Here is an 18,530-nt window from a genome sequence, read left to right as displayed (position 1 = left end):
TCATTTATGACGATTACCCGACCTTCGCGATGAAATCTGGTTATCTGGCCAGCTCACAGGCCTTGTGGGCAGTGACTGGTACGTCGCTGGCTCGGCAATGAGTGGCGAAGGCCAGCGCATCTTCCGTCGAGTCGAACAGCAGTTGCCACAACAGGCGTCGATCGTTGCGTTTTACCGCCCGGACTGCCGTGCGACTGCGCTGCGGGGCAATCTGGATTTCGATAACGTCGGTGCTGGAAAGCGTAAATTCGGACATGGTCCCTCCAAAAATTCTGGAGGACTGACGGCGGAAGCGAGATGGGTACAAGAAACCCATCGCATCCCGGTAGGATTGCAACGCTGAAACCAAATCGGTCCAGCGAGAGCCCCATCCTCTACACAGACTGCACATTGATACAGTCTGTGACGAGAAACCACCTTGCCCCGGTAGGCAGGTTGGCGTTGGCGTCAGCCACTCTCTTGATGTCGCGGGCAAAGATAGCGATGGGTGCCTCGGCAGTCAACAGCGCCGCGACATGTGGCTGTGGGTCAGGATTTTATGTGGGAAGTTGTACCGATTTCAGCTCAATAAACTCGTCCAGGCCGGCGTTGCCGAACTCGCGCCCATTGCCGGAACGCTTTACCCCGCCGAAGGGCGCGTCGTAGTTGAATTCGCCGCCGTTGACGAAACACAGTCCGGCCTCGATTCGGCGCACCACGGGCATGGCGCTCTCGGCGTCCTTGGCCCAGACGCCGCTGGAAAGACCATACTCGGTGTCGTTGGCGATAGCGATGGCTTCGTCCATGTCCCGGTAGGGTATCAGGCAGGTGACCGGACCGAAGATTTCCTCGCGGGCGATAGCCATATCGTTGGTGACATCGGCGAACACCGTGGGCTTGACGTAGAAGCCCTGGTCGAGTCCCGCGGGCGTTTCACTGCCGCCGGTCACCAGGCGAGCCCCCTCGCTGATACCTTTATCGATATAGCCACGCACGATTTCCCGCTGGCGGGCAGAGGACAGGGGCCCCATAAACGCGTCGTCACCCGTGCCCATGGCGATGCCTTCGGCCACCTGTTTGGCGATCGCCACCGCTTCCTCGTAGTGCTCTGCCGGCACCAGCATGCGGGTGAGGGCGGTACAGGTCTGGCCGCTGTTGATGAAGACATCTTCACAGCCCCAGCGCACCGCCGCGTCGAGATCCGCATCTGGAGTAATGATCAGTGGCGACTTGCCGCCCAGTTCCTGGGTGACTCTCTTTACGGTGGGCGCGGCACTTTTCGCCACTTCGACACCGGCGCGGGTGGAGCCGGTAAAGGACACCATGTCGATGCTTTCATGGGCAGCAAGGGCGGCACCGACGACAGGGCCGGAGCCGGGCACCAGGTTGAAAACGCCGGCGGGTACGCCAGCGGCGTCGATGATTTCCGCCATCACATAGTCCTGCAGCGGCGTGGTCTCGGAAGGCTTCTGAATCATGCAGCAGCCCGCCGCCAGTGCTGGCGCCACCTTGCCAACGAACTGGTGCAGGGGATAGTTCCACGGAGTGATAAAGCCGCACACCCCGACCGGTTCACGCAGAATCAGGGAGTGGCCGGCTTTCTCGGTTTCCTCCATTACCGCGGCGCGGTCGGCGTAGTAGCGCATGGCGTAGATGGGACCGTCCACATGCAGCCACTCGGTAATGTGCGCGGGGCAGCCCAGCGCGAGTGAAACGGCATCCACCAAGTCCTGTTTGCGCGCTTCCATGCCGTCGGCAATCGCGTGCATCAGCGCCTGGCGTTTGGCTGCGCGGGTGTGGCGCCACACTTTGAAGGCATTTTTTGCGGCGGCCACAGCGTCGTCCACATCGTCGAGGGTGCCCTGGATGACTTCGCACAGGACTTCTTCCGTCGCGGGGTTGATCACCGGGTGCAGGTTGCCGCCTTTGGAGTCGCGCCACTCGCCGTTGATGTAGAGCTTGTGAGTGGACAGATTGCCAATTTCTTTCATGGGGTTTATTCCGCGTTTTCTGTGTTTCGTCTGTAGGAGCCTGCTTGCAGGCGAACGATTCGGAGCACTGCCCGGTTCGCCTGCAAGCAGGCTCCTACAGTCCAAGGCGCAGGCGCCGATTCAGGGCGCGGTGATTTCAATCAGAGTCGGGCCCTTGCGCGCAAACGCCTCGGCCACCGCTGCGCTCAATTGTTCCGGCTTGTCGATACGGCAACCCTCGGCGCCGAAGGCGCGGGCGAGGGCGACAAAGTCCGGGGCGTGCAGATTGACGCCTTCCTGCGGTACCGCAGCCTCATCCATGAAATCACGAATTTCGCCGTAGCCGCTGTTGTTCCAGACCAGAATCGGCAGCGGCAGCTGCTGTTCCACCGCCGCCGCCAGTTCGCCCAGGGTGAACATGATGCCGCCGTCGCCGATCAGGCCAACGACCGGGCGCGTGCTTGCCAGGCGCGCGCCGATGGCCGCGGGCAGCGCAAAGCCGAGGGTGCCGTAGCCAGTGGTGCAGGTGATATGGCTGCGGGGGTGGTACAGGGGCAGGGCGTGGTTGGTGTTGTAGGCAAGCTGGGTGGAGTCGGTCACCAGAATGCCGTCTGCCGGCAGGGCTTCCCGCAGCACCTGGACCCAGGGGAAACGCTCTTCGGAACCGGTCCACCATTCATTGCGACAATCGCGGATTAATGCCGCGACATCGCTGGCGACCTGCTGCTGGCGTTGTTGGTCGCCTGCGGGTAACGCATCACACAACTGCTGCACTACCGCGCAGGCATCGGCACAGATGGCGAGATCCGGGGTGGCGTTGCACACCAGTTGCGCCGGGTCGATATCCACGCGAATCAATTTGCCGCTAAAACGATAGTTGTCGCGGACCAGGTTGCGATCCGTTTCCGCCAGTTCGGTGGCAACGGCGAGGACCACATCGGCGTTTTCAATGCGCGCGCGCACATCGCTGAAACTCAGGTTGGCGCCGCCGCACAGGGGGTGGCGCTCGTCGACGATGCCTTTTGCTGCCAGCGACAGAAATACGGGCGCGGCAAGTTTTTCCGCCAGTGCGGTACAGGCTGCACCGCACTGCTGGGCGCCGCCGCCGACCAGGATGACGGGATTTCGTGCCTTGCTGAGCCATTTGGCGGCGCTGGCGATAGCATCGGCGCTGGCTGCGGGCAGGACCGGTGCCGGCGCCGCCCGGTAATCCGTCAGCACTCCCGGCATGGGGGCCGGAAAAAGGTCGACAGGAATTTCGATATGTACCGGCCCCGGGCGCCCGCCAACCATCATCTGGAAAGCCCGCGCCAGCACATCCGGTAATTGTTCGGCACTGGTCAGCGTATGTTGCCAGATACAGAACCCCCGGCTGACATCCTGCTGCCGAGGCAGTTCGTGTAATCGCCCGCGCCCCATCCCCAGATCCTCGCGGCGATTCACCGCGCTGATCACCAGCATGGGGACAGAGTCGGACCAGGCCTGGGCCATGGCGGTGGCGGCGTTGGTAACGCCAGGGCCGGTGATCAGGAAACACACACCGGGCTTGCCACTGGCGCGGGCGTAGCCATCTGCCATAAAGGCGGCGCCCTGTTCGTGGCGTGGAGTGATATGGGTCAAGCCGCTGCCGGGCAGGCCGCGGTAGAGTTCAATGGTGTGTACGCCGGGAATACCGAAGACCGTATCGATGTGGTACTGGCGCAGCAGGTGCATCAGAACCTGTGCGCAGCTGGGACCGGTACTGGGGCGGGGCGGCTGCTGATCAGTGCATTGCGGATCCGTTCCGTGCATGGGGCAAGCTCTTTCATCGTTATCGAATTTGCACCGAGCCTATCCGCCGTCACCAGGCGCTGCAAGCGTCCGCAGAGTCTGCGCTTGTGGAGCGGAATACGCAGGAAAATTGAGTGTAGTCCCCGGGAAAAAGAGAGAAAATTGCGCGGATTGGGAATTGGCACGCAACTGCGTAAACTTGCCGGGAAATCTGGAAATTGGTTTTTAGAATGGATAAAGGGGTATGACAGCGATGGAAATTGATCAGTGGCGGCGAGAATATCTGCAGGGGGGATTGCAGCGCGGCGATCTGGCGGATGATCCGATCACTCAGTTTCGGGGGTGGTTGCAGGAGCTGGTCGAGGCGGATATTTCCGACCCCAGTGCCATGTGCCTGAGCACGGCCGATGCCAGTGGCCAGCCATCCCAGCGCATTGTGTTGTTGAAAGGCTTTGATGAACGCGGCTTTGTTTTTTATACCAACCTGAAGAGCCAGAAAGCCTGGGACATCACCGCCAACCCCAAGGTGTCGCTGCTGTTCCCCTGGCATTTTCTCGAGCGTCAGGTCATCGTGCGTGGGAAGGCTGAGTTGCTGACGGACGCCGAAGCCGACGACTACTTCCGCTCTCGCCCCCGCGACAGCCAGGTCGCGGCCTGGGCGTCCCATCAGAGCGATGCCATTGTTTCCCGTCAGGTACTGGAAGACAAATTTGCCGAGTACCAGCAGAAATTTGACGGCAAGGAAGTGCCGCGGCCCGAGTTCTGGGGGGGCTACCGCGTGATCCCTCACGCGGTAGAGTTCTGGCAGGGGCGTGCTTCGCGTCTGCACGACCGTTTTGTCTACCGCGCGCTGGACGGTGGTGAGTGGCAGATTGAGCGACTCAGTCCATGATTTTACTCGCGGTTTAGTTGTTGATGCGGCTGTCGATAAACCGCCGGGTGTGGTAATCGGTGCTTCCGAACAGGTACTGGATGCTGGTCAGTCGCTTGAACAGATGCGCCACATCCAGCTCATCGGTAACGCCGATACCCCCGTGCAGCTGCACCGCTTCCTGGCCCACATGACGCGCGGCCTTGCCGATACGGCTCTTGGCTGCGGATATTGCGCCGGGAGCGGTACCGCCATTTGTATCCAGGACCATAGCCGCCATCATCAGAATGGATCTGGCTTGCTGGCACTCGATAAACATATCCGCCATGCGGTGCTGCAGAGCCTGAAAACTGGCAATACTCACACCGAACTGTTTGCGGGTTTTGGTGTACTCAAGTGTTTTTTCCAGCGCGCTTTCCATCGCCCCCACGGCTTCGGCACAGATGGCCAGGGTGGCGCGGTCGATGATTTTTTCGATGGCCGGCAGGGCCTCGCCTTCTTTACCTAACAGGTTTGCCCGGGGCACGAGTACCTGATCGAAGTAGATCTCTGCGGCATTGTGTCCGTCGACGGTTTTATAGCTGTTGCGCTTGATTCCGGGCGCTGCGGCATCCACCACTAACAGACTGACGGCGGGCTCCCCTTCCTGTCCAATGTTCGCGGATACCACCAGAACATCCGCGGCGGCGCCGTTCAGCACCACCGTTTTATGGCCGCTGAGCAGGTAGTGATCGCCATCGGCGACTGCGCGAGTGGCGATATTGCCTGGATCGAACCGGCTTTGGGATTCGGCGTAGGCGAACGCCAGCTGCAAATGTCCTTCCATCATCGGGAGTAGCCAGTCGCTTTTCTGCGCGGCTGAGCCGCACTCTGCGATCAAGCCGCCTGCGAGTACCGCGCTGGCGAGCAGCGGTTCTACCACCATTCCTTTACCGAATTCCTCCATCACCAGCATCAGATCCACGGCACTGCCCCCGAGCCCGCCGTCTTCTTCGTTGAATGGCACCAGCAGCCAGCCGAGCTCCGCAAACTGTTGCCAGTGGGCGCGATTGAATGGTTCATTGCCGGTAACGGTTTTCTGCCGTAACTCGAAGGTGTAGTCCTGGCGAATAAAGCGGGCCACGCTGTCCCGCAGTAGCACTTGTTCTTCGCTGAATGAAAAATCCATATCTGCGTTCTCCGGTTACAGGCCCAGTACGGCCTTGCAAATGATATTTTTCTGAATTTCGTTACTGCCGCCGTAAATGGATGATTTTCGATTGTTGAAATAGCGCAGCCAGCTGTTTACGGCTGAGTCACTGCCGACCGTGTCTCCTTCAAATTCCTCTTCCAGTTGCCAGGGCACGTAGGGCATGCCGCTACAGGCCGCAATTTCTGCATGCAGTTCGTCGATGGCCTGAGCCAGTTCGGTGCCCTTGATTTTCAATATCGAGGATTCCGGGCCGGGCGCCTGACCGGTGCGGATGGCGTCCAGGGTGCGCAGTTCGGTGTACTCCAGGGCCAGAAGCTCGATTTCAATTTCGGCGAATTTGTGCGCGAACACCGCATTGTCCATCAGGGTTCCGTCGCCGTCGCTGGTCGCACTGGCGAGGTCCCGGGCTCGTTGCAGCTGGCAGCGGGAGTGAGCAACCCGGGCGATATTGGTACGTTCGTGGGTGAGCAGTACCTTGGCGTAAGTCCAGCCTTTGCCTTCTTCGCCAATGCGATTTGCCACGGGGACACGTACATTGTCGAAGTGCACTTCGTTGATTTCCCGGTAGCCATCCAGCGTAAGTATCGGCGACAGGCTGATACCCGGGCTGCGCATATCGATCAGTAAAAAACTGATGGCTTTCTGGTTTTTTTCACCCGGCTCGCCGGTACGTACCAGGCAGAAAATCCAGTCCGCATACTGGGCCAGCGTGGTCCAGGTTTTGGTACCGTTGACGATGTAGTAATCGCCGTCGCGGCGGGCGGTGGTTTTGAGCGCAGCGAGATCGGAACCCGCATTGGGTTCTGAGTAACCCTGACACCACCATACGTTGCTGGCGAGAATATCTGGAAGAAAGCGCTGTTGCTGCTCTTCGTTGCCGAAAGTGAATATCACCGGTGCAACCATTTTCATGCCGAAGGGGATAACCTCCGGCGCGCCGGCGAGGGCGCACTCGGTTTCGAAAATATTTTTTTCACTGGCGCTCCAGCCGGTGCCGCCGAATTTCTCCGGCCAGTTCACCGCGGCCCAGCCCTTCTTGTGTAGGATTTTCTGCCAGCGCACGCAGTCGTCTTTGTTCAGGTGCATGCCCAGTAAGGTTTTTCTGCGGATATCCTGTGGCAGGTTTTCCTGAAGAAACTCTCTCACCTCCGCGCGAAATTCCTGTTCTTTTGGTGTGTACTCGCTGTTCACCGTTAGTTGTCTCCCGAGACTGTTTTCTGGTTGGTTTTTCCGGGAGGTAAAGAATGGTCCGGGCATCCGGCCCACACCACTACCACTGGGGTAATGGTGGGGCGGAGGACTGCGTCTGAAGATTGCAGTATGGCAATGCCGCCGCTTTTGAGGGGGGGGTGGGTAAACAGGTTTTACCCGGGTTGCGAAATTTCCCCTGCTGGAGAGATGGAACCCGACAAAACTTTACCGGTGAGGTTATGGCACCGCTCGGACAGGCGGAACAAACTCGTCGGTGTGGCCAAGTCCATTTGTGGATAGTGAAGTTGTTACCAAAAGGATCAACCGGTTGCCGGTCGTCAGGGTAAGCCGTGTTTTGGAGAATTTCGGAAACAAACGCTCGGGAATGTTATGTGTGACGATGAAGTCATGTTTGCTCGGCCGTTTTTGCGACTATCTTTCTCTGGATACGGTTTGTCTGGCGCGACAAAACCGGAACAAGTTACTCGGAAAGTTTCACTTTTGTAACGGAAAAACCTCTAGTAGTCTTTCCGCTGTCGGCGCCAGAGTATGGTGGCCGGCAGAAAACAGCGCGGTTGCTGATCGGATCGTCTGCTTAGACAAACGACGAACAGGTTGTACCGGTCGCGGTGTTTCTGTTGCTGGAAATTACATAAAAATAACTTAGTGCAATGGAGAGAAAATATGGGAAGCCCATTTGACGCTTTCACACCAACCCCCTTTCAATGGAATAAATCTGCTGCAACGAGCAAAAAGCTGGCGTTGTCCTCTGCCTGTTCTGTTGCTGCCATGTCGCTCGCCTGTGGTGTAGGCAGCGTTCAGGCCGCGGAGAATTCGGTCAGCACCCTGCTGGAAGAAGTGCAGGTTGTTGCCCGTAAGCGCGGCGATGCTGAGAGGCTACAGGACGTGCCGATTGCGGCTACAGCCTACTCTTCGGATCAGCTGGAAGCGCTGCAGACCCGCGATCTGGAAAGCCTCGCCTTCAAGATGCCCAATGTGCAGATGGATGATGCCGGGACCATTAAAAGTACCGCCAACTTCACCGTGCGCGGCCTCGGGGTCAGCAGTTCCATCCCCTCCATCGATCCCACGGTGGGTGTATTTGTGGATGGTATGTACATGGGCATCAATGCCGGAGTAATTCTGGATCTGTTTGATCTGGAGGGTATCGAGGTATTGCGTGGCCCTCAGGGCTTGCTGTTTGGGCGCAATGTTACCGGCGGTGCGGTCGTTGTCAAAACGGCGAAACCCACGGAAGAGTTCACCAGCAAGGTACGCTTTTCCACCACCGCACAAGAGGAAACCAATCTGGCGGGAACGATTTCTGGCCAGATCAGTGAAAACGTCAATGGACGACTCACGGCTTACTATAGCGATGACCAGGGCTGGTTTGAAAACAAGGCCACCGGCAATGACAATCTGGGTGCTTCCACTACCTGGTTTGTGCGCCCCAGTTTCACCGTCGAGATGGGTGAGTCCGCCGATCTGATCGTGCGTATGGAAAAAGGCCATGTGGATGCAGACGGCCCTACCGGGCAAAACCGGGGTGCCAGCGCCCAGGCATTTGCTGCGTCGGTTGGGGTCACCGACTGGGACAACAGTGAAGACTCTTTTGAGCTGGCAATCGATGAGGAAGGTTGGGCGGATACCGACTGGAGCCAGGCGATTGCCGAGTACAATCAGGACGTCGCCTTTGGCAATGGTACCATCACCAATGTACTGGCGTGGCGGAGTTATGAAACTGACGGTGAAGGGGATATCGATTCCTTACCGATTCATATTTTCCACTCTTACAGTTTGATCGACCAGAGTCAGCTCAGCAATGAACTGCGTTATTCCGGCCGCTTTGGTGCCGCCGCTATCACTACTGGCCTCTACTGGTTTAGCCAGGACCTGGAATATATCGAGCAGCGTAGCTTTTCCGGCGGCTCTTTGTTGATGGCAGGCGGTGGTGTGCAAGATCACAAGGCCGTTGGAGTCTTTACCCAGGCAGATATTGACCTAAATGAATCCTGGGTGCTCACACTAGGCGGTCGCTATTCAAAAGAAGATAAGTCAGCGGATATCGCCACCATTCTTCCCAGCAATGGCTGTGATAGAGATGGTTGCTCTGCTTACGATTTTTCGGATAGCGAAGAGTGGAGCGCATTTACCCCCAAAGTGGGCTTGCAATGGTTGCTGAGTGACTCTGCTCAAGCCTATGCGGTATGGACCAAGGGTTTCCGCAGCGGCGGCTATAACATGCGCAATACCGGGGTTGACCCCAGCAACGGATTGCCCTATCTCCCAGGGCCGACCGATCAGGAAGAGCAGAACAGTTTCGAGATCGGCAGCAAGGCGCAATGGCTCGGCGGCCGGGTCAAGGCCAATATGGCGCTGTTCCACAATACCATCGAGGATATGCAGCGGGAGTTGAATCTGCCCAACGCAATATCCGGTGTTACCCAGTTGATCCGCAACACCGCTGACGCCACCATTCGCGGCGCTGAATTCGAAATGATGGCGGCGGCTACCGACAATCTTCTGCTGACCATGAATGTGGGTTATGTCGATGGTGAGTACGATGATATCTGGCTGGATATCAGTGGTACTGATGGGGTGGTGGATTCTGCGGATTATGCGCTGGAAATTCCCCGTCTCGCCCCCTGGACCTATGGGGTGGGTATGGTGCACGACCTTCAGCTCGGCAGTTGGGGTACCTTGACTTCCCGTCTTAACTACAACCACCGCGACGCCTCTGCCTACACCGAAGACAATCGGGGGATGTTAAGCGAGGTGGAAATGGTGGACTTCAGTATCGGAATCACTCCGGATGCCGGCAATTATCGCGTGGCATTGTTTGGCAAGAACATGCTGGATGAAGTCAGCGAAGGTAATGACACGCAGCTTCCCGAAACCATTGGGGGTGTGGGGGCCAGCTTCACACCGCTCAATCGCGGACGCATTGTCGGCATTGAGTTGAATTACGAAATCTAAGCGTTACCTCACCTCCTCCAAGCTTTGCTTAGCCCGGCCCAGCCGGGCTTTTTTTGTTGTAGGATCTCCCCCAGTTCATTTGCAATCGTTGTTTACATCGGGGAGTAACTGTATGCGCTATATCGATCTGCCGGAGTACGGTGGCCCGGAAAGCATGGTGCTGGCGGAAGGCCACAGGCCGGAGCCGGGCGCGGGTGAGGTATTGATCCGGGTTGCCGCGGCGGGTGTTAACCGCCCGGATATTGTACAGCGTGCAGGCTTTTATCCGCCGCCGCCGGGCGCCTCTCCGATACTCGGGTTAGAGGTGGCGGGTGAGGTAACCGCAATCGGCGATGGTGTCAGCCGTTGGCAAGTGGGCGATCGTGTATGTGCGCTGACCAATGGCGGAGGCTACGCGGAATATGCGGTGGCACCCGCAGGGCAGTGCCTGCCTGTCCCCGATGGTTTGACCGAGGTTGAGGCGGCAGCACTGCCGGAAACTTTTTTTACCGTGTGGAGCAATTTACTCCACCGGGCACACCTGAAGGCGGGGGAGACCCTGCTGGTCCATGGCGGTTCTTCCGGTATTGGCACTGCCGCTATTCAGATTGCGGCCAGTCTCGGTGCTCGGGTATTTGCCACCGCAGGTAGCGCAGATAAATGCGCGGCCTGTGAGAAGCTCGGGGCCGAGCGCGGAATCAATTATCGTGAAGAAGATTTTGTCGAGGTTATCAATCAAGCCACCGATGGCAATGGGGCAGATGTCATTCTGGATATGGTTGGCGGTGGTTACGTAGAGCGCAATATCCAGTGTGCGGCGAAGGATGGTCGCATCGTCAATATTGCGTTTCTTGCCGGTGCCAAAGTCGAAGTGAATTTGTTGCCGGTAATGTTGAAGCGGCTGACGCTTACCGGCTCAACCCTGCGTCCGCAGCCACCGGAGGTGAAAGCAAAAATCGCCCGTGACCTGGAGTCGCAGGTGTGGCCTCTGATTGCCGCCGGCAAAATCGCGCCCCAGATAGCGGCTACTTTTCCGCTGCAATCGGTTGTCGAAGCACACCGGCTGATGGAGTCGAGTCAGCACATTGGCAAGATAGTGCTGACCCTCTCCTGACGCAGTTACCGGGTAGTGGTGTTTGGGTAATTAATCCACCGTCGCCGCAATGTCACCCTGGGCCAGCCTGGCATGGATGCGCTGTCCAGAGCGGACCTGGCTGGCATCGCGGATCACCCGTTGCTGATCGTCGCGCACAATGGCGTAGCCGCGGTCCAGTACGGCCAGAGGGCTGACACTGTGCAACAACTGACTTGTGTGCTGGCTCTGTTCCCGTTTGTGTTGCAGCAGTAACTGCATGGATTTGTGCAGGCGCTGTTGTTGTTGGGACAGGCTGGTCTGTGCGCGCCCTATCCTATGTTGCGGATGCACGTGTGTCAGAGCGCGTTCCAGCTGTGAGAGGTGCTGGGCGCGGGCGACCGTCTTGTTGCGGATGGCCGATTTAAGGCGCATTTCCAGGTGGTCAAGGCGCTGGGCCCGATTCTGAAGCTGCTCCCTCGGGTGGCGAATACGGTTGCTGATCAACTGTACCTGCTGATGCAGATGACGTAGCTGTAGCGTCATTGCGCGGGTCAGGCGCCGGTGGGCGCTGTCAATTTCCTCGCTGAGAGCTGCCGCATTGGCGCTGGCGATTTCCGCCGCCGCCGAGGGCGTGGGTGCGCGCACGTCCGCCACCAGATCAGCAATGGTCGTGTCGGTTTCATGTCCTACCGCCGAAATGGTGGGGATGGGGCAGGCGGCCAGTGCACGGGCTACGATTTCCTCATTAAAGGACCAGAGGTCCTCCAGAGAGCCACCGCCGCGGCCCACGATCAGGAGGTCGTGGCGCCGCAGGCGCCCGGCCAGATCAATGGCCTCGACGATCTGTCGCGCGGATCCCTGACCTTGTACGGCAACCGGAATCAGTTCGATGTGGGCGGCCGGGTAGCGGCGGCCGAGCACCTGGATCATGTCCCGCACCGCAGCACCGGTGGGCGAGGTAATGATGCCGATGGTGGCAGGCAAGTAGGGCAGGGGCTTCTTGCGCTCCAGATCGAACAGGCCCTCGGCCTGCAGCTTGGCTTTTAGGGCTTCCAGCTGGCGCATCAGTGCGCCAAAGCCCGCCTCCTCCAAATGCTCGATGATCAACTGGAACTCGCCGCGCCCTTCATACAGGCTGACTCTGGCCCGGGCCAGTACTTCACGACCGTTAGCGGGCTGGAAGCGCACGCTGCGGTTGCGTCCACGGAACATGGCGCAACGCACCTGGGCGCGAGCGTCCTTGAGGGTGAAGTACCAGTGCCCGGAGCTAGGAGCGGCAAAATTGGAAATTTCGCCACCTACCCACAACAGTGGCACGCTGCCTTCCAGCAGGTGTTTCACTTCCCGGTTGAGCTCGCTGACGGTGAGGACAGGTTTTCCGTCGGTGGGAAGCGGGGAGGCGATTCCGGGCGGGGTATTTAGCATTTTGGTCTCATGTGATCCGGTTTGGGCGGCCAATATTGCAGGGAAGGCGGCACAGGTAAAGGGATTTGCCGGTCCACACCCGTCGGCTGCGAAATAGTCTTTTGTTTCTGCGGATGTTGCGGCTATAATCGCGCCGATACCCATTCCCGCTCCCTTGAGGTTTGAGTGTCCATGTCTGAATCTCTGCGCATTGCGCGCGAAGCCCTCACTTTTGACGACGTCCTGCTGGTGCCCGGTTACTCCGAGGTTACCGCCAAAGACGTTTCCCTGAAGACAAAACTGTCTCGTAATATAACCCTGAATATTCCGCTGGTGTCCGCCGCGATGGATACCGTGACCGAGTCGCGCCTGGCCATTGCATTGGCTCAGGAAGGCGGTATCGGCATTATCCACAAGAGCATGTCTATTGAAGAGCAGGCTCTGGCGGTGCGTGCGGTGAAAAAATTCGAAGCCGGTGTCGTAAAAGACCCGATTACCATCGAATCTGACGCTACCGTGCGTGAGCTGATTGCACTTACCGGTCACCACAACATTTCCGGTGTACCGGTGATGGAAAAAGGCGACCTGGTCGGTATTGTCACCAGCCGCGACGTGCGCTTCCAGACCAACTTGGACGTTTCTGTCGCCAGTATCATGACGCCAAAAGAGCGTCTGGTAACCTGTGAAGAAGGCGCTGCTCCAGAAGAAGTACGCGAGCTGCTGCACAAGCACCGCATCGAAAAAGTACTGGTAGTAAACGACAAGTTCGAGCTGAAAGGCCTGATCACGGTCAAGGACTACAACAAGGCTGAGCAGTACCCCAACTCCTGTAAAGACAGCGATGGTCGTCTGCGCGTGGGTGCCTCCGTAGGTACCAGCCCGGATACTGACGACCGCGTAGCAGCACTGGTCGAAGCCGGTGTCGATGTACTGGTGGTAGATACCGCTCACGGCCACAGTAAGAATGTGATCGATCGCGTCCGCCGTATCAAAGAAATGCATCCGCAGGTCGATGTGATCGGCGGCAATATTGCCACCGGAGAAGCGGCTACTGCCCTGGCGGAAGCCGGCGCCGACGCGGTGAAAGTGGGAATCGGCCCCGGTTCCATTTGTACCACCCGCATCGTGACCGGTATCGGCGTTCCTCAGGTAAGTGCCATTGCCGAAGTGGCCAAAGCCCTGGAAGGTACCGGTGTTCCGTTGATTGCCGACGGTGGTATCCGGTTCTCCGGCGATATTTCCAAAGCCATCGCTGCAGGTGCCTATGCGGTAATGATGGGTTCCATGTTCGCCGGTACCGAAGAGGCGCCGGGTGAAGTGGAGCTGTATCAGGGACGTACCTACAAATCCTATCGCGGCATGGGTTCGCTGGGCGCCATGTCGCGCACCCAGGGTTCTTCCGATCGCTATTTCCAGGATGCCAGCCAGGGCGCGGAAAAACTGGTGCCGGAAGGCATCGAAGGGCGCGTACCTTACAAAGGTCCGATTTCCGCTATCGTTCACCAGATGATGGGTGGACTGCGTTCTGCCATGGGTTATACCGGCAGTGTGACCATGGAAATCATGCGTACCAAACCGCAATTCGTGCGGGTAACCGCGGCGGGAATGGGCGAGTCTCACGTTCACGACGTGCAGATCACCAAGGAAGCTCCGAACTATCCGGTCGGTGGCCGCTAATCCCGAGGTGCGGAGCCCCAGCTCCGCACAATAGCCATGATTTTTAGGGCGGGCTTCGCGCCTGCCTTGCGGAGCTGGGGCCCCGCGCTCCCGGGGAGGCTCTCAACGTCGAGAGTACTTCCCGGGGTCGAATTTAATAACAAACGGACCCGGTGGGTCCGTTTGTCTTTTCAGGCAAAACTGATCGAGTAAGCCATGAGCCAAGATATTCATTCCAGCCGAATCCTGATTCTGGACTTCGGTTCCCAGTACACCCAATTGATCGCCCGCCGCGTACGGGAACTCGGTGTGTTCTCCGAAATTCGCGCCTTCGACATGAGCGACGAGGAAATTCGCGAGTACAACCCCAAGGGCATCATTCTCGCCGGCGGGCCGGAATCCGTGCCGGAAGAGGGTTCCCCCCGCGCACCGCAAGCCGTATTTGATCTGGGTGTGCCGGTACTGGGTATCTGTTACGGCATGCAGACCATGGCGCACCAGCTGGGCGGTGCGGTGGAAGGCAGCAACGTGCGCGAATTCGGTTACGCACAGGTAAAAGTCGAAGGTGATTCTGCGCTGCTGCACGACATCAAGGATCACCTGGACGATGCCGGCAATGCATTGCTGGACGTATGGATGAGCCACGGCGATAAAGTGGTGAAAATGCCGCAAGGCTTCGAGCTGATGGCCTCCACACCGTCCTGCCCGATCGCCGGCATGTACCACGCAGAAAAGAATTTCTTCGGAGTGCAGTTCCACCCGGAAGTGACCCACACATTGCAGGGCACCCGCATTTACGAACACTTCGTTATCGAGCTGTGCGGCTGCGAAAAACTGTGGACTCCGGAAAACATCATCGAAGACTCCATTGCCAAGGTGCGCGCGCAAGTCGGCAGCTCGAAAGTGCTGCTGGGCCTTTCCGGGGGTGTCGACAGTTCCGTGGTGGCGGCACTGCTGCACAAGGCGATCGGCGACCAGCTGACCTGCGTTTTCGTGGACAACGGCCTGCTGCGTAAAAACGAAGGCGATCAGGTCATGCAGATGTTCGCCGATAACATGGGGGTGCGCGTGATCCGCAGTGATGCGGAAGAGGCCTTCCTGTCCCGCCTCACCGGTGTGGACGAGCCGGAAGCCAAACGCAAAATTATCGGCAACACCTTTATCGAAATTTTCGACAAGGAAGCCACACAGTTGCAGGATGTGAAGTTCCTGGCCCAGGGCACCATCTACCCGGATGTGATCGAGTCCGCCGCCGCCAAAACCGGCAAGGCGCACGTAATCAAGTCCCACCACAACGTGGGTGGCCTGCCGGAAGACATGGCGTTTGAGCTGGTGGAACCGCTGCGCGAACTGTTCAAGGACGAAGTGCGCAAGATCGGTCTCGAACTGGGCTTGCCTTACGACATGGTCTACCGCCACCCCTTCCCGGGCCCGGGTCTCGGTGTGCGTATTCTCGGCGAAGTGAAAAAAGAGTACGCGGATATCCTGCGCGAAGCGGATGCGATCTTTATCGAAGAGCTGCACAAGGCGGACTGGTACCACAAAACCAGCCAGGCGTTTGTGGTGTTCCTGCCAGTCAAATCCGTGGGCGTAGTGGGCGACGGCCGCCGCTACGAGTACGTGGTGGCGCTGCGCGCGGTAGAAACCGTGGACTTTATGACCGCACGCTGGGCGCACCTGCCTTACGAGCTGATCGAGAAAGTGTCCAACCGCATCATCAACGAGATCGAAAATATCTCGCGGGTGACCTACGACGTCTCTAGCAAGCCGCCTGCCACGATTGAGTGGGAGTGAGCGCTATTACCGGCCGCGTCTGGCAATAGCAGCTACTAAAAACAAAAAGCCCGGCGATCACGCCGGGCTTTTTGTTTTACATCGCCAATACATAACGGAAATCGCTGGATTACTTAGCCCAATCTCAGTGCATCGACAATCCACCGTAAATTGCCTGTCGCTATGTGCTAATTCCCTGGTTTTGGTTCTGTGCGGGGCGCGCTTATCGGTCACGCTGCTGCATCATGCGTACTGGGGCCCGCAGCGCCTCATTCCGGTCCCAAGGGCAGAGCGATCATGTCTTCCGGGACGGTACAGCCATAGCGGATTCCCGCGTCAAACCCCTCTTTGACGACGTCGATTATTCTGTCGTCGACGGACAACTCCAGCCTGACTTCCGGATAGGTTGCCGTGTATTGCGCAAGAATCGGCGCGACGACCAGCCGTGCTGCATCACTGAGCACATTGATCCGCAATTGGCCGGCCGGGCGATCTCGATAGTTATTCAGAGCCTCCAGACCATTTTCGATCAGCGCAAAGCCCGCCTGAAGTTCTGTAAGTAGGTCCCTCCCCGCGGGGGTCTGACTGTTACTATTTGTTCAACCCAAAAGCCGATTTGTGCTGTAAAGGGGAAACCTCTCGCGAGCCGTTTTGAACCCTGGTGGTTTGCCATGAATTTCAGGTGCATTGCCACTGTTGCCTCTCACGGATTTGTTCCGGAAAGCTGAGGGAATAGGTATGACTGAACGAATGACTGAAATACTTGGGCTTGGCAAGGTCGCGGTGATTACCGGCGCCGCAAAGGGGATAGGTTCCGCACTTGCCCAATCACTCGCCAGGCGAGGAATGCGTCTGGCGTTGTTCGACCGAGATGAACGCGCTCTGCGCGCGATGGTCCAGACGCTGGAAACCGAGTTGGTGTGCGTCACTGGGGATGTCGCAAATTACGCAGACCTCACGCGCTAGCGTGACACAACCATTGACCGCTTCGGCTCGGTACAGTTACTGATCAACAACGCCGCCATTATCGACAGTGCTACCCAGCTCAAGCCCGAGGCACCCTGGAGTGCGGAGCAGGTGGTCGACTATTTCATTCCCAGGTTAATCGAGGAGGACTTCTACATTCTGTGCCCAGACAACGAAGTGACACCGGCGATGGACGCCAGGCGCATTTTGTGGGCCGCTGATGACATGATCCAGAACCGCCCGGCGCTGTCGCGCTGGCACCCTGACTATGCCGAGAGGTTTAAAAAATGGATGACAATATGATCAATCGCCCGCTCGCACTTATCACCGGAGGCTCAGCCGGAATTGGGCTGGAACTGGCTCGCCTGATGGCGCGGGATCATTATGATCTGATTATTACCGGTGCCAGTGATCGTGTTCATGCCGCGGCAGCAGAACTGGAGCAGGAAGGGGTTGTGGTAACGCCCGTTCAGTCGGACCTCTCTACCAAAGAAGGCGTCGACGTTGTTGTGGCGGCCGTGAAACACACGGGGCGACCATTGGATGTGCTGGTGCTGAACGCGGGTATCGCCATCGGTGGTGCTTTTCTTGATATTGAGTTGCAGCGGCACCTGCAACTGCTGGATCTCAATATTGGTTCTACCGTGCGGCTCTGCCACGCCCTGCTTCCCGGAATGGTGGAAAATGGCGGTGGAAAAGTTCTCTTCGTGAGTTCGCTCTCTGCAACCACGCCTATCCCCTACGAGTCGGTGTACGGTCCCAGCAAAGCCTTTATGACTTCTTTTGGGCACGGATTGCGCGAAGAGCTGCGCGGAACTGGTGTTCAGTTCACGCTCTTGCACCCCGGGGCTACGGCGACAGAGTTTCACGCCCGCGCCGGAATGGGGAACACAAGCTTTGGCGACAACAGCTGGAAGAATGATCCTGCACAAGTCGCACTGCAAGGGTATGAAGCCCTGCAAGCGGGCGTAACCAGTCTTGTCGGCGGGGACGAAGCTACGCAGGCCGCTGGTCGCGAGCACAAAATTCTGGCGGAAGAAGAGAAGGCAAAAACGCCATGCGCAAATGGCTAAGCCGCGAGATTCCAAAACGTTAGCGAACGGGAAACAGGAGTAGGTAGGCACAACATCAAAGCGAAGGGAAGATCCCGGTGCTCGGGATTGGTACTTACCTTTTATCTGACAAGGAAGTTGCTGAGGTACTACCGGAAGCGCTGAAACTCGGTTTTCGCCACATCGATACCGCTCAAATTTATGGTAACGAAGCCGCGGCTGGTGCGGCTATCAAGGTATCCGGTATCCCGCGGGATGAGATATCACATATGGCCAAGGATTGGACGACAGAATTTGGCAAGGATGACTTCCTGCCGTCTGTTGAGGAGAGTCTGAAGAAACTTGATGTTGACCACGTGGACCTTTTGTTACTTCACCTGGCCACTCGTGAGTCTGGAGCCAGAGTAATCCGTCCCTTCTTGCTTCGGCGGGAATTTCCTCCTTTGATTCCCCAGCCCGCGTTAATCTGAGTTTTCGGGAAAAATTTCGGCAGGGCGCGTGCGATCAAAGTAGAATTCGACGCCTATTTTTGCTGTTGAATAATTACCCGGGATCATAGCTACTGGACTTGGACAAAAATGGCATTTAATCTGCCGATACGCTCAGCGGTATTAACTGGGTCACATCTTTTTTGGGGGTGTGTCACGTTTATGGCCTGGGCGAATGTCTGACCTCT

16 protein-coding genes are annotated in these 18,530 nt (G+C 57.9%); 9 read left to right on the top strand and 7 right to left on the bottom strand.

Annotation, left to right across the window (positions count from 1 at the left end; all coding sequences use genetic code 11):
• Positions 1–40: 40 nt before the first annotated feature.
• The 3 genes from PVT68_RS05740 to PVT68_RS05730 form a co-directional block, all read right to left on the bottom strand.
• Positions 41–256, bottom strand: a complete 216-nt coding sequence (locus PVT68_RS05740; RefSeq protein ID WP_280321701.1) for a hypothetical protein — start codon at positions 254–256, stop codon at positions 41–43.
• 280 nt (positions 257–536) lie between these two features.
• The gene (locus PVT68_RS05735) at positions 537–1,970 is read right to left on the bottom strand and encodes an aldehyde dehydrogenase family protein (RefSeq protein WP_280321700.1); all 1,434 of its coding nucleotides are present in this window, start codon (positions 1,968–1,970) and stop codon (positions 537–539) included.
• A 120-nt stretch (positions 1,971–2,090) separates the two neighbouring features.
• Complete coding sequence (locus PVT68_RS05730; RefSeq protein WP_280321699.1) at positions 2,091–3,740, bottom strand: 5-guanidino-2-oxopentanoate decarboxylase; 1,650 nt, start codon at positions 3,738–3,740, stop codon at positions 2,091–2,093.
• 232 nt (positions 3,741–3,972) lie between these two features.
• Here PVT68_RS05730 and pdxH point away from each other — a divergent pair, with 232 nt between their 5' ends.
• A complete protein-coding gene (pdxH, locus tag PVT68_RS05725; protein ID WP_280322473.1) occupies positions 3,973–4,611 on the top strand; it encodes a pyridoxamine 5'-phosphate oxidase in 639 nt (212 codons plus the stop codon).
• A 13-nt stretch (positions 4,612–4,624) separates the two neighbouring features.
• Here the strand turns inward: pdxH and PVT68_RS05720 are convergent, their stop codons facing one another.
• Complete coding sequence (locus PVT68_RS05720) at positions 4,625–5,758, bottom strand: acyl-CoA dehydrogenase family protein (protein WP_280321698.1); 1,134 nt, start codon at positions 5,756–5,758, stop codon at positions 4,625–4,627.
• Positions 5,759–5,773: 15 nt separating this feature from the next.
• Complete coding sequence (locus tag PVT68_RS05715) at positions 5,774–6,973, bottom strand: acyl-CoA dehydrogenase family protein (protein WP_280321697.1); 1,200 nt, start codon at positions 6,971–6,973, stop codon at positions 5,774–5,776.
• A 684-nt stretch (positions 6,974–7,657) separates the two neighbouring features.
• On the opposite strand from PVT68_RS05715, the gene PVT68_RS05710 reads away from it, so the two are divergent.
• Both PVT68_RS05710 and PVT68_RS05705 read left to right on the top strand, forming a co-directional pair.
• Entirely contained in the window at positions 7,658–9,949 is a 2,292-nt protein-coding gene (locus PVT68_RS05710) for a TonB-dependent receptor (RefSeq protein ID WP_280321696.1), read from the top strand.
• A gap of 112 nt (positions 9,950–10,061) precedes the next feature.
• Complete coding sequence (locus PVT68_RS05705; RefSeq protein WP_280321695.1) at positions 10,062–11,042, top strand: NAD(P)H-quinone oxidoreductase; 981 nt, start codon at positions 10,062–10,064, stop codon at positions 11,040–11,042.
• Between the two features lie 30 nt (positions 11,043–11,072).
• Here the strand turns inward: PVT68_RS05705 and xseA are convergent, their stop codons facing one another.
• Positions 11,073–12,428: an exodeoxyribonuclease VII large subunit gene (xseA, locus tag PVT68_RS05700; RefSeq protein WP_280321694.1), complete on the bottom strand. Its 1,356-nt coding sequence runs from the start codon at positions 12,426–12,428 to the stop codon at positions 11,073–11,075.
• A gap of 171 nt (positions 12,429–12,599) precedes the next feature.
• On the opposite strand from xseA, the gene guaB reads away from it, so the two are divergent.
• Both guaB and guaA read left to right on the top strand, forming a co-directional pair.
• Entirely contained in the window at positions 12,600–14,084 is a 1,485-nt protein-coding gene (gene guaB, locus PVT68_RS05695) for an IMP dehydrogenase (RefSeq protein ID WP_280321693.1), read from the top strand.
• A gap of 195 nt (positions 14,085–14,279) precedes the next feature.
• Positions 14,280–15,857 carry a glutamine-hydrolyzing GMP synthase gene (guaA, locus tag PVT68_RS05690; RefSeq protein WP_280321692.1) on the top strand — a complete coding sequence of 526 codons (1,578 nt, stop codon included), beginning with the start codon at positions 14,280–14,282 and terminating at the stop codon, positions 15,855–15,857.
• Positions 15,858–16,105: 248 nt separating this feature from the next.
• Here the strand turns inward: guaA and PVT68_RS05685 are convergent, their stop codons facing one another.
• Entirely contained in the window at positions 16,106–16,345 is a 240-nt protein-coding gene (locus PVT68_RS05685; protein ID WP_407666143.1) for a LysR substrate-binding domain-containing protein, read from the bottom strand.
• A 229-nt stretch (positions 16,346–16,574) separates the two neighbouring features.
• Between PVT68_RS05685 and PVT68_RS05680 the strand changes: the two genes are divergently transcribed.
• The 4 genes from PVT68_RS05680 to PVT68_RS05665 all read left to right on the top strand — a co-directional run bounded on the left by PVT68_RS05680 (position 16,575) and on the right by PVT68_RS05665 (position 18,324).
• A complete protein-coding gene (locus PVT68_RS05680) occupies positions 16,575–16,802 on the top strand; it encodes an SDR family NAD(P)-dependent oxidoreductase (protein ID WP_280321689.1) in 228 nt (75 codons plus the stop codon).
• A gap of 111 nt (positions 16,803–16,913) precedes the next feature.
• The gene (locus tag PVT68_RS05675; RefSeq protein ID WP_280321687.1) at positions 16,914–17,105 is read left to right on the top strand and encodes a hypothetical protein; all 192 of its coding nucleotides are present in this window, start codon (positions 16,914–16,916) and stop codon (positions 17,103–17,105) included.
• The gene (locus PVT68_RS05670) at positions 17,102–17,875 is read left to right on the top strand and encodes an SDR family NAD(P)-dependent oxidoreductase (protein WP_280321686.1); all 774 of its coding nucleotides are present in this window, start codon (positions 17,102–17,104) and stop codon (positions 17,873–17,875) included. Before PVT68_RS05675 ends, PVT68_RS05670 begins: the two co-directional genes overlap by 4 nt.
• Before the next feature lie 77 nt (positions 17,876–17,952).
• Positions 17,953–18,324: an aldo/keto reductase gene (locus tag PVT68_RS05665; protein WP_280321685.1), complete on the top strand. Its 372-nt coding sequence runs from the start codon at positions 17,953–17,955 to the stop codon at positions 18,322–18,324.
• The last annotated feature ends 206 nt before the right edge of the window (positions 18,325–18,530 follow it).

The organism is Microbulbifer bruguierae (assembly GCF_029869925.1).
Lineage (GTDB): Bacteria > Pseudomonadota > Gammaproteobacteria > Pseudomonadales > Cellvibrionaceae > Microbulbifer > Microbulbifer bruguierae.
This window is presented reverse-complemented; position numbering and strand designations above follow the sequence as displayed.